We start from the raw sequence: 10,985 nt of genomic DNA, 5'->3' as shown, positions 1-10,985 counted from the left end.
CGGAGAAGATCGGGAAGAAGGCCACGACCGCGGCAAGCGCGATGATCGCGCGGCCGGCGTGGTCTAGCCCCGCCCAGATCAGCACCAGAGGCGCAATCGCGACGACCGGGGTCACCTGCAGCACCACCGCCAGCGGGCGCACGGCGCGCTCCAGGATCGGGCTCAGGCCCACCGCGAGCGCCATGGCCTGGGCGACGAGGCTCGCGACCAGGAGGGCGATCAGGGCCATGAAGAGCGTGTTCCAGGCCGAAACCAGCAGGCCCGCCCAGTCGGCGGCCAGGGCCGTGGCGATGGCCGAGGGCGGCGGCAGGAGGTACGGCGCCACATTCAGGGCGCGGCAGGCGACTTCCCAGGCCGCCAGCAGCAGGGCGATCAGGGCGAACGGCGCCAGGAACCGGGCCAGGCGGCTCATGCGGCCATGCCCCTGGCCAGCAGGGCGGAGACCGCCTCGACCTGCGCGCGGAAGGCCTCAGTGGTGCGGAAATGCTCGGGGCGCGGCAGGGGGCCGTCCACCGCCACCTCGCCGGCGACGCGGCCGGGGCTCTTGGTCATGACCACGACGCGCGAGGCCATGTAGACGGCCTCCTCGACATTGTGGGTGACGAAGACGATGGCCGGATTGGTCTCGGCCCAGAGGGTCAGGACGTCGTCGGCGAGGGCCCGGCGGGTGATCTCGTCGAGGGCCGCGAAGGGTTCGTCGAGCAGCAGCAGCTTAGGCCCGGTGACCAGGGCGCGGGCGAGGGAGACCCTCATGGCCATGCCGCCGGAGAGCTGGACCGGACGCGCGCCCTCAGCGCCCGCAAGGCCCACCCGGGCGAGGGCGGCGTCGGCGCGGCTTGCCGCCTCGGCGCGGGTGACGCCGGCCAGCTCCAGCGGCAGCGCCGCGTTGGCCCGAGCCGAGAGCCAGGGGGCGAGCGTCGGGGCCTGGAAGACCACCGCGGTCTCGCCGCGTCCCGGCGTGCGGGCGACTTCGCCCCGGGTCGGCGGCTCCAGCCCGGCCAGCAGCCGCATGGCGGTCGACTTGCCGCAGCCGGACGCGCCCACCAGGGCCACGATCTCGCCCGCGCCGATCTCCAGCGTGAACGGCCCCAGCGCCCGGCCACGCGGATAGTCGACCTCTACATCGCGGAGCGCGGCGACGGTCACCCTACTTCGCAGCTGTCGTCACGAACTGCAGGGTGTAGGCCTTCTTGAAGTCCAGGGTCTTGGGATAGACGCCGGCGCCGGAGGCGATGTCGAACAGGGTCTGCCAGCGGGCGTCGGTCATGGTCCCGATGCCGTGTTTCGCAGCGTCGCCGCCGTCGACGATGCCGTTGGCCTTCAGCTTGGCGCGGGCCTGGTCGAGGATGTCCTGCGTCATCTCAGGATTGTCCTTCATGATCATCGCCTCGGCAGGCTTCGGGTCGCCGTTCAGGTAGTCGCTCCAGCCCTTCGCCGTCGCCTCGATGAAGGCCTTCACAACCGCCGGGCTCTTGGCGATCAGGGCGTCGGGGGCGAGGATCATGGTGGCGTAGCCGGGGTAGCCGTTGTCGGCGAGCAGGAAGACCTTGGGCTTCATGCCGGCCTGCTTCTCGATCGTATAGGGCTCCGAGGCCAGATAGCCCTGCTGCACGGCGCGTTTGTCGGCCAGGAACGGGCCGTTGTTGAAGGTGTATTTGCGCACCTGATCGTCGGTCAGGCCGTACTTGGCCTTCAGCCAGACCCAGAAGGTGGTCACCGAGGCGTCACCCAGCAGGATCGGATGGCCCTTCAGGTCGGCAAGGCTGTTCACGCCGGCGTCCGGGTGGGCGATCAGCACCTGCGGGTCCTTCTGGAACACCGCCGCGACGGCCTTTACCGGCACGTTCTCCTGCGCCAGGTTCAGGACCACGAAGCCGTTGGAGCCGACGCCCATGTCGATGGAGCCGGCGGCCAGCAGCTGGGGCACGTTCACGCCGGGCCCGCCCTGGACGATCTTCACGTCCAGCCCGCGCCGGGCGTACTCGCCCTCGGCCAGGGCTTCGTAGAAGCCGCCGTGCTCGGCCTCGGCCTTCCAGTCGGTAGCGAAGCGGATGGGGGTGAGGCCGGCGGCCTTGGGCGCCTGCGCCTGCTTGGCGGGCGAACACGCGGTCAGCGCGAGCACCACGGCCACGGCCATCGGTTTGAAGAGTTTCATCAGCGCCCCTGCTGCAAGCTTCAGCGAAGGTTAGGGCGCTGCGGCTTCCGTTGGAAGACGCGCATAGCAAGAGGGCGGCGCTTCGGTTGCCCGAGGCGTCGCCCTCTCATCCAGATCCGTTGGGGGATCTGTGCCTTCCAGGTCGATCGCGCCTTCGGTTCGTGAGCAAGCTCACTGGTTTTCCGTCGCGTCCGGTGTCTCAGGAAGTCCGTCCCGGGTTGCCCCGGTCCTCGCCTCTAGAAACCTCCTGCTCGCCTCTGCTTCTGGGTACGCCGTTTCCGGTTTCTCCGTCCGCCCGCGCCGCAGTCCCTCTCGGCAAGTGAACGGTGCGCCCATCCTCAAAATCCGGCAAGCGGCTGTTTTGGGCGAGCTGTGATTCCGGGTCTGACAACCGGTGGACAACCGGTGTATAACCTGGGAGCAGATCCGAATTCTTCAAGCGATTTCAAGGCTTGAATCGATCCACAGGAAAGCCGTGTCAGGCCGGTTTTCCGGCCTCCAGCGCCTCCCGACGGGCCTCCAGGGCGAGCCATTCATCCTCTGCGCCGATGAGCCGGGTACGGACGGTTTCCAGTTCTGCGGACAGCTTCTGGAAAGCGGCCGGATCGCGGCCGTAGAGGCCGGGGTCGGCGAGGCTGGATTCGAGCTTCGCGAGCTTCGCGGGCGCGCCGGCGATCAGGGCGTCGAGCTCTTCGAGGCGACGCTGGTCCTTGTAGGTGAGCTTGCCAGCGGCGGTCGGTTTCGGCTTGGGCGCCGACGGCGGGGGCGCGGCGGCTCTCGCCTGAGCGAAGGCCGCGACCGGCAGGCGGGCGAAGAAGCCCGGGTTCTGGGAGATGAAGTCCTGCCAGCCGCCGGGCGTCTCCACGGTCCGCCCGGCGCCGTCGAGGCCGATGGTCGACGTCGCCAGACGATCCACGAAGTCGCGGTCGTGACTGACCAGGATCAGGGTGCCCTCGTAGTCGGCCAACAGGTCCTCCAGCAGGTCGAGGGTGTCCATGTCGAGATCGTTGGTGGGCTCGTCGAGCACGAGGACATTGGCCGGGTTGGCCAAGGCTTTGGCCAGCAGCAGGCGGTTGCGCTCGCCGCCCGAGAGACTGCGGACCGGCTGGCGAAGTTGGGCCTCGGTGAACAGGAAGTCCTTGGCGTAGGAGACGATGTGGCGCGGCTCGCCGCGGACCAGGATCTGGTCGCCGCCCAACGGCAGCAGAACGTCGCGCAGCGTCATCTCCGGCGACAGCTTGGCGCGCGCCTGGTCGATGTAGCTTATCTCCAGGTTGGTCCCGAGCTTGATGTCCCCTTCGTCGGCGGGGATCTCGCCCAGCAGCACCTTGACCAGCGTCGTCTTGCCCGCGCCGTTCGGGCCCACGACGGCCACCCGGTCGCCGCGCAGGATGCGGGTCGAGAAGTTCTTCAGCAGGATGCGGTCGCCAAAGGCCTTGGAGACGTTCTTGGCCTCCACCACCCGCTTGCCGGAGGTCCCGGAGCTGGCGAGCCCCATGTTCAGTTCCTTGCGGGTGTCCTTCAGCCGATCGGCCTTGTCCTGGCGCAGGCTTTCCAGGCGGCGTTTGCGGCCCTCGTTGCGGGCGCGCCGTGCGGTGACGCCGCGGGCCATCCAGTGCTGCTCGCGCTGGATGAAGCGGTCCAGGCGCCGCGCCTCCTCGGCCTCCTGGGCGGCGATTTTCTCGGCCCAGTCCTCGAAGCCGGCGAAGCCTTCGTCGAGGCGTTTGACGAGGCGGTATTCCAGCCAGAAGCAGCGCTTGGTCACCCGCTCCAGGAAGGCGCGGTCGTGGCTGACGATCAAGGCGGCGGCCTTGGAGGCGGCGAGCTCATCCTCAAGCGTCTCGATGGCCAGGATGTCGAGGTGGTTGGTGGGCTCATCCAGCAGGATGACGTCGGCGTCCTCGGCGAAGGCCCGCGCCAGGGCCGCGCGGCGGATCTCGCCGCCGGAGAGGCCCCGCGCGGACTTCTGCGGATCGAGGCCGAAGTCGGTGAGCGTGGCTTCCGCCTGGTAGTCCATGGCGCCGCCGGCGGTGGCGTAGTCCAGCAGGGTGTCGCCGACGATCTCCGGCTCCTGCGGCACGAAGGCGATGCGGGTCCCGGTGGCGATGTTGCGCTCGCCGCCGTCCGGTTCGATCTGGCCGGCCAGGATGCGCAGCAGCGTCGACTTGCCGGCGCCGTTGCGGCCGACCAGGCAGGCGCGGACCCGCGCGTCGAGCGCCAGATCGACGCCGTCGAACAGCATCAGCGGACCGTCCGCCAGGCGGACGTCCTTGAGGGCGAGGATGGGTGCGCGCATTTGAGGGGCCTCAGATAGCGGCCCTGGCATTCGGCGCAAGCTGGGATTGCCCCGCGATCGGGCCTATCTAGGCCGGATGGCCGGCGAACCCTTCTGGCGGCGCAAGTCGCTGAGCGAAATGACCGTCCCTGAATGGGAGAGCCTGTGCGACGGTTGCGGCCTCTGCTGCCTGGTGCGTTTCGAGGACGAGGACGGCGACATCATCCCGACCCGAGTGCACTGCAAGCTGTTCGACGCTGGGGCCTGCGTCTGCACCGACTACGCCAACCGCCAGAAGTACGTGCCCGACTGCGTGAAGCTGACGCCGGGCAATATCGAGCAGCTGGCCTGGATGCCCTTGAGCTGCGCCTACCGCCGGCTGAACGAGGGCCGCGAGCTGGCCGACTGGCATCCGCTGATCAGCGGCGATCCGGAAAGCGTCCACCGCGCCGGCGTCTCGGTTCGCGGCCAGACGGTGAGCGAAAAGGTGCTGGCCGAGCCCGAGGATGCGCTGGACTTCGCCGCGCCCGATCTGATCGCCGAACGAGGACGCTAGGCAGTCTGTGGCTTTTCTGCCACACAAGCCCTTGCGCCTGGACCCGAACCGACCAATCTAGGCCTCCAGAGAGACCACACTTCCAAAAGGGCTGAACTGACTTGGCGAGCGACCCCTATCAGGTCCTGGGCGTTCCGCGCACGGCGAGCGCGGACGAGATCCGCAAGGCGTTCCGCAAGCTCGCCAAGGCCAACCATCCCGACACCAATCCCAACAACAAGGCCGCCGAGGAGCGCTTCAAGCAGGTCTCCGGCGCCTTCGACATCCTGGGCGACGCGGCGAAGAAGAAGAAGTTCGACGCCGGTGAGATCGACGCCGACGGGCGCGAGACGTTCGGCGGCTTCGCCCGCGGCGGCGGGCAGGGCGGCCCCTGGGGGCCGCCGCCCGGCGGCGGCGCCTACGGCGGCGGTCCGCACGGGGCCAGCTTCGAGGGCGTGGACCTCGGCGACATCCTGGGCGAGATGTTCGGCGGCGCGCGGGGCGGGCGCGGCGCCGGCCAGGGCGGCGGCTTCGGCGGCTTCTCCCAGCGCGGTGCCGACGTGCGCGCGCGGATGGAGGTCGACCTGGAGGACGCCATCAAGGGCGGCAAGAAGCGGATCGCCTTCTCCGACGGCCGCACCATCGACGTGACCATCCCCAAGGGCGCCCTGGAAGGCCAGACGCTCAGGTTGAAGGGCCAGGGCTCGCCCGGCCGCGCGGGTCCAGGCGACGCCTTCATCGAGCTGACCATCGCCCCGCACGCCATCTACCGTCGCGAGGGCGAAGCTCTGGTGATGGACGTGCCGGTCACGGTCTATGACGCGGTGCTGGGCGGCAAGGTCGAGGCGCCGACGCCGGATGGGCCGGTGACGCTCACCATTCCCAAGGGCTCCAACACCGGCGCGCGCCTGCGGCTGAAAGGGCGCGGCCTGACGGACGCCCGCGGCGTGCGCGGCGACCTCTTCGCGCGCCTGGTGGTGACCCTGCCGGACACCCCCGACGCAGAGCTGGAACGGTTCGCGGAGGATTGGCGCAAGGGCCGGCCCTATTCGCCCAAGCGACGCGGTTAGAGCCCCGGCGTGACAGCCGCCGCCGCACGCCGCATAAGCACCCCATTCAGGCCCGGTTCAGTCCCGGGCGGCCAAGGCTGATCCCATGATGCGCCTCCTCCTCATCGCCGCCCTGCTGCTGGGCGCCGCGCCGGTGACCGCGACGGCGGCGCAGGAGCATCCCGGCGCCGCGGAGCCGGCGGCTGGCGGCCAGGTGCCGCTGTCGCGCGTTCTGAAGGAGCTGGCCCAGCGTCATAAGGGCAAGCAGCTCAACACCACCATGGGACAGGTCGGCGGCAAACCGGTCTACCTGGTGCAATGGCAGTTCCCCAGCGGCCAGATCGTGGTGATCACGGTGGACGCCCAATCCGGTCAGGTGCTGGGGCAATAGGAGGACTCTGCGATGCGCATCCTGCTCGTGGAAGACGATCCGGACCTCAGCCGGCAGCTCAAGCTGGCCCTGGCCGACGCCGGCTATGCGGTGGACCACGCCCCAGACGGCGAGGAAGCCCAGTTCCTCGGCGAGACCGAGCCCTATGACGCGGTGATCCTCGACCTCGGCCTGCCCAAGGTGGACGGGGTCTCGGTGCTGGAACGCTGGCGGCGCGAGAGCATGGCGACGCCCGTGCTGATCCTCACCGCCCGCGGCGCCTGGAGCGAGAAGGTGGCGGGCTTCGACGCCGGCGCCGACGACTATCTGACCAAGCCGTTCCACACCGAGGAACTGCTGGCGCGCTTGAGGGCCCTGCTGCGGCGTTCCGCCGGGCATGCGGCGCCGAACCTGTCCTGCGGCGGCCTGCGCCTCGATCCGCGCGCAGCCAGAGCCAGCGTCAACGGCGAGCCGCTACGGCTGACCTCGCTGGAGTACCGGCTGCTGCACTACATGATGATGCACCAGGGCCGGGTGATCAGCCGAACCGAGCTGGTTGAGCACCTCTACGACCAGGATTTCGACCGCGACTCGAACACCATCGAGGTGTTCATCGGCCGGGTGCGCAAAAAGATCGGCTCCGACCGCATCGAGACCGCGCGGGGATTGGGCTATCGCCTCACCTGCCCCGACGACGAAAGCGGCGGCGAGGCTCAGGCCTCCTGATGCGCCAGGCCTCCTGATGAGACTGCCGGCGGCGCTTGGCGCGTCGTCGCTGGCCCGGCGGCTGGTGCTGCTGGCGCTCACCTGGAGCATCGGGGCGCTGGTGGTCACCGCCCTGGTGATGGGCCTGCTGTTCCAGCGCGCGGCGATCCGACGGGTCGACGAGACGCTGAGCGACCTGATCACCAACCTGGCGGCCTATTCGGAAGTCGAGGACGATGGCCTGGTCTTCGCTCCGCCGTTCACCGATCAGCGGGCGCTTCGCACCTATTCCGGCCGCTACTGGGAGATCGACGAGCCGACCGCCGACGGCAAGGTCGTGCCGTTGGCGAACAACCAGCGCTCGCACTCCCTGTTCGATTCCCACATCTGGCCGCTCCCCGACCTGGAGGCGCGGCTGAAGGCCCGGCCGGGCCGCACGGTGTCCTACAACGCCCGCGGCCCTCAGGACGAGCCGCTGCGGGTCAGGGCGCAGCAGAACTTCCTGCCCGGGCGCAAGGCGCCGGTGATCTTCCTGGCGGCCGAGGACCGCAGCTCGGTCGACCGAGATGTCTCGAACTTCGTGGTCGCCACATCGGCCGCCTTCCTGCTGCTGGCGGCCTTGCTGGTGGTGGCCATCGTCATCCAGGTGCGCGTGGGCCTGCGCCCGCTGTTCGACCTCAGAAGCGAGGTGGCCGCGGTGCGACGTGGCAAGGCCCAGCGGCTGGCGGAAACCTATCCCACCGAACTGGTGCCGCTCGCCCAGGAACTCAACGCCCTGGTGGAGCACAACCAGCAGGTGGTCGAACGACAGCGCACCCACGTCGGCAACCTGGCGCATGCCCTGAAGACCCCGATCTCGGTGATGATCACCGAGGCCGGCCAGCGCCCCGGCGCCCTGGCCGAGGTCGTCGAGCGCCAGGCGGTGGCAATGCAGAAGCAGGTGGACCACCACCTGCGCCGCGCCCGCGCCGCGGCCCGCACCCAGGGCCTGGGCGAGCGCACCTCGGTCGCCGAGGTCCTGGACGAATTGTCGCGGACGCTCGGCCGCATCTACCGCGACAAAGGCGTCGCCATCGACTGGGACGCCGATGAGGACCTGTTCTTCCTGGGCGAGCGCCAGGACCTCCTGGAGATCGCCGGCAACGCCATCGAGAACGCCTGCAAATGGGGCCGCTCGAAGGTGCGGGTGCGGGCCACGGAAATCAGCCCGGAACGCTTCCGTCTCCTCGTGGAGGACGATGGAATAGGCTTGCCGCAGGACCGCCGAGCGGAGGTCTTGCAGCGTGGCGCGCGCCTCGATGAAAGCGCCCCCGGCTCGGGCCTGGGCCTGTCCATCATCGACGAGCTGGCGCGGGCCTACGGCGGATCGTTGAGCCTGTCGGACTCGGCCTTGGGCGGCCTGAAGCTTGAGGCTGACCTGCCGCGCGCAGAAGCTTGATTGCGCTGTCCTTCGGACAACCTTAACTCGCCATGGGGCAGTGTGGAGCGCTTGCGGAACCGTGTTCCGTGACCGGAGCTATCGATGGTCGCCCTGTCCGACCGGAAGATCGAGATCGTCAGGACGCTGGTGCAATCCGCGCCCGACCGGATCGTGGGCGGTCTGCGGCTGGCCCTGGCCGAAAGCGTCGGCGACAGTGTGCTCGCCAGTGTGCGCCAGTTGGTCGAGGCCGAGGCGCTTGACCGCCTGCTGCGCAACGCGGTCTTCCAGCCGGTCGCGCCGCTCTGTGTCGGTGACGGCGGCGACACCCAGAAACTCACCTTCCCGGCGCAGGCGCTGACCTTCGTCTGGCGCGGCCTGAAAGCCGCGGCGCCGGCCGAGATGGCCCAGGCGCTCAAGGCCTCGGCGGCGGTCGTCGCGGCCGAGGCGGCCGAACAGCGCGCGCCCGACCCCAGTCCGGCCTACAATGGCCTGCTGGCCCTGGCCGCGACGGGGCTGCGGGCCGGCGAAGTGCGGGAGTTCAAGGCCGCGGCCGAGGTCTGTGAGCGCACGCGCCCCGGCGGCGCGGAGGCCTTCGCGGCCTGCCTGGACATCGCCCCGATCGTGCGCAAGACCCTGCCCAAGCTGAGCGACTGGATCGCCCAGACGGGCGACGAGACCAGCGCGCCGGCCCGACTGGCCTACAAGGACGCCGTGGCGATCGCCGAGGACGCCGGGCCGCGCTTCTTCGAGATGCTGGCCAGCCAGCTTCACCCGCCATGGATGGTGCTGCGCATCATCTCGGCGATCATGGACAAGCCCACCGAGCGTTACCTGGCGGAATCCGAACTGGGCGGCTTCCCCGAGCGGCTGATGGCCCAGATCGACGACTCGCTGAGCGCGATCAGCAAGCTCGACGTCGACGGCGGCCGCGAGGCGGGCCGCGCGGCGGGCCGCCTGGTGGAGCTGGTCACGCAACAGACTTTCGAGCTGGAGGTCTGCATTGAGCTCAACCGCGAGCATGGCTGGGGCCAGCGCATCGTGGCCCAGAAGAAGTCCATGGCGAACCTGGTCGAGGCGCGCCTGCGCGACGCCGAGAAGCTGACCGGCGCGGCCCTGCCGAACCAGTCTTCCGGCTTCGCACGTCCGCGCAGGACCGGCCCCAAGCTGGACGAACCGCCGGAGCCCAAGGCGGTGGGCCGGGCCATCACCTTGCTCAGCTTCGCCCACGAGATCCGGCTTTGCGCCAACTACGGCGGCTTCTCGGCGATGCACGCCAAGGTGACCGAGAAGCTGGGCGGCCTGCTCGACCACTATGTCGAAGAGGTGCTGGACATCGTGCGCGTCGGCCACGCCGAGCCGGCGATCGGCGCGGCCTTCCTGGCGGTCGCAGCGGATATGCTGGCCCAGGTTCGCGACGAGAAGGCCGCCGAGCTGGTGCGCCGCCGCGCCGCCTCGGCCTGCACGCCGCCGGACAATTCCCACGTCCTCGACGCATAGAGCCCTTCCCGCACACGTTGAATCAAGGTGAGCGGAAAAGAGCGGCTCCAGCCATAGCCGCCGACCCTGTTCTTCCCGGCTGACTTGCCTTACGTCAGCCGGGACAGGGTCCAGGCGCGCGGGAAGCCCCGAGGGCCCATGACGCACTCGCGCTGGCGCGCGCTTTCGGCTACACGCGCCGCATGATCGCCTTCTGGGTCGCCGCCGGAGCCCTGTCCGCCGCGGCGGCCATCCTGTTGATGTACCGCGCCGCCCAGGCCGCCGCGCATGGGCAAGCCCCAGACACGACGTCGATGTTCTATCGCCGCCAACTGGCCGAGATCGGCGATCTGGCCGACCGCGGCCTGATCGCGCCGGACGAGCGCAGGGGCGCCGAGGCCGAGGCGAGCCGTCGCCTGCTGGCCGCCGCCGACGCTCCGGTCGAGACCTGGTCGACGACACCCAGCCGGGCGCCGATCCTGCTGGTCGCCATTGGCGCGCCGGTGCTGGCGCTCGGCCTCTACCTGGCCGTGGGCTCGCCCGGCATGGGCGATCAGCCCTTCGCGCGGCGGCTCGCGGGGTGGCGCGCGGCCAATCCGGAGAGCCTGCAGCCGGCCGAGATGGCGGCGGTGCTGGACAAGCTCACCAAGGAGCGGCCCAACGATCCGGACGGCTTCCGCTTCCTGGCCCTGGCCGAGGGCGCGTCAAGCAACCCGGCCGGCGCCGTGCGGGCCCTGAAGCACGCCGTCCAGCTCGCGCCGGGCCGCGCGGACCTTTGGGAAATGCTGGGCGAGGCCGAGCTGTTCACCGCCAATGGCGAATTGACCGACGAGGTCATCGACGCTTTCACCCACACGATCCGCCTGGATCCGAAGAACGTGGCCGCGCGGTTCCACCTCGCCCGGGCGAAGATCAAGGCGGGCGATCAGGCGGGCGGGCTCGCTGACTGGCGTGCGCTGCTGGCCGACATGCCGGCCAGCGATCCGCGGCGGGGCGATCT

10 protein-coding genes and 1 pseudogene are annotated in these 10,985 nt (G+C 69.9%); 7 read left to right on the top strand and 4 right to left on the bottom strand.

The annotated features are described in order from the left end of the window. From E8A12_RS10965 to E8A12_RS10950, 4 genes and pseudogenes are all read right to left on the bottom strand, one after another. Positions 1 to 412 (bottom strand): annotated as a pseudogene (locus E8A12_RS10965) (ABC transporter permease); the annotation flags it as partial. Continuing rightward, positions 409 to 1,146 (bottom strand): ABC transporter ATP-binding protein, encoded by a 738-nt coding sequence (locus tag E8A12_RS10960; RefSeq protein ID WP_293368564.1) that lies wholly within the window; start codon positions 1,144 to 1,146, stop codon positions 409 to 411. The gene E8A12_RS10960 and the pseudogene E8A12_RS10965, both read right to left, overlap by 4 nt. Position 1,147: 1 nt before the next feature. Continuing rightward, positions 1,148 to 2,155: an ABC transporter substrate-binding protein gene (locus tag E8A12_RS10955; RefSeq protein ID WP_293368562.1), complete on the bottom strand. Its 1,008-nt coding sequence runs from the start codon at positions 2,153 to 2,155 to the stop codon at positions 1,148 to 1,150. A 478-nt stretch (positions 2,156 to 2,633) separates the two neighbouring features. After that, on the bottom strand, positions 2,634 to 4,451 hold the full coding sequence (locus E8A12_RS10950; RefSeq protein WP_293368560.1) for an ABC-F family ATP-binding cassette domain-containing protein: 1,818 nt from the start codon (positions 4,449 to 4,451) through the stop codon (positions 2,634 to 2,636). A 76-nt stretch (positions 4,452 to 4,527) separates the two neighbouring features. On the opposite strand from E8A12_RS10950, the gene E8A12_RS10945 reads away from it, so the two are divergent. From E8A12_RS10945 to ccmI, 7 genes are all read left to right on the top strand, one after another. After that, a complete protein-coding gene (locus E8A12_RS10945; RefSeq protein ID WP_293368566.1) occupies positions 4,528 to 4,986 on the top strand; it encodes a YcgN family cysteine cluster protein in 459 nt (152 codons plus the stop codon). A gap of 101 nt (positions 4,987 to 5,087) precedes the next feature. Then, on the top strand, positions 5,088 to 6,035 hold the full coding sequence (locus E8A12_RS10940) for a DnaJ C-terminal domain-containing protein (RefSeq protein ID WP_293368558.1): 948 nt from the start codon (positions 5,088 to 5,090) through the stop codon (positions 6,033 to 6,035). 85 nt (positions 6,036 to 6,120) lie between these two features. Next, positions 6,121 to 6,405 carry a PepSY domain-containing protein gene (locus E8A12_RS10935; protein WP_293368556.1) on the top strand — a complete coding sequence of 95 codons (285 nt, stop codon included), beginning with the start codon at positions 6,121 to 6,123 and terminating at the stop codon, positions 6,403 to 6,405. A gap of 12 nt (positions 6,406 to 6,417) precedes the next feature. Then, positions 6,418 to 7,110 (top strand): response regulator transcription factor, encoded by a 693-nt coding sequence (locus tag E8A12_RS10930; RefSeq protein ID WP_293368554.1) that lies wholly within the window; start codon positions 6,418 to 6,420, stop codon positions 7,108 to 7,110. A gap of 16 nt (positions 7,111 to 7,126) precedes the next feature. After that, positions 7,127 to 8,527, top strand: a complete 1,401-nt coding sequence (locus E8A12_RS10925) for a sensor histidine kinase (RefSeq protein ID WP_293368552.1) — start codon at positions 7,127 to 7,129, stop codon at positions 8,525 to 8,527. A gap of 84 nt (positions 8,528 to 8,611) precedes the next feature. Continuing rightward, entirely contained in the window at positions 8,612 to 10,006 is a 1,395-nt protein-coding gene (locus E8A12_RS10920) for a hypothetical protein (RefSeq protein ID WP_293368550.1), read from the top strand. Between the two features lie 182 nt (positions 10,007 to 10,188). Then, positions 10,189 to 10,985 (top strand): c-type cytochrome biogenesis protein CcmI (gene ccmI, locus E8A12_RS10915; protein WP_293368548.1); only part of this gene is annotated, 797 nt, incomplete at its 3' end.

This window comes from Phenylobacterium sp. (assembly GCF_004799395.1).
Lineage (GTDB): Bacteria > Pseudomonadota > Alphaproteobacteria > Caulobacterales > Caulobacteraceae > Phenylobacterium.
This window is presented reverse-complemented; position numbering and strand designations above follow the sequence as displayed.

What these genes read in the sequence shown, in the direction of transcription:
- E8A12_RS10955 (WP_293368562.1), bottom strand. Translation starts at nt 2,155, where the DNA reads ATGAAACTCTTCAAACCGATGGCCGTGGCCGTGGTGCTCGCGCTGACC.
- E8A12_RS10950 (WP_293368560.1), bottom strand. Translation starts at nt 4,451, where the DNA reads ATGCGCGCACCCATCCTCGCCCTCAAGGACGTCCGCCTGGCGGACGGT.
- E8A12_RS10945 (WP_293368566.1), top strand. Translation starts at nt 4,528, where the DNA reads ATGGCCGGCGAACCCTTCTGGCGGCGCAAGTCGCTGAGCGAAATGACC.
- E8A12_RS10935 (WP_293368556.1), top strand. Translation starts at nt 6,121, where the DNA reads ATGATGCGCCTCCTCCTCATCGCCGCCCTGCTGCTGGGCGCCGCGCCG.
- E8A12_RS10930 (WP_293368554.1), top strand. Translation starts at nt 6,418, where the DNA reads ATGCGCATCCTGCTCGTGGAAGACGATCCGGACCTCAGCCGGCAGCTC.
- E8A12_RS10925 (WP_293368552.1), top strand. Translation starts at nt 7,127, where the DNA reads ATGAGACTGCCGGCGGCGCTTGGCGCGTCGTCGCTGGCCCGGCGGCTG.
- E8A12_RS10920 (WP_293368550.1), top strand. Translation starts at nt 8,612, where the DNA reads ATGGTCGCCCTGTCCGACCGGAAGATCGAGATCGTCAGGACGCTGGTG.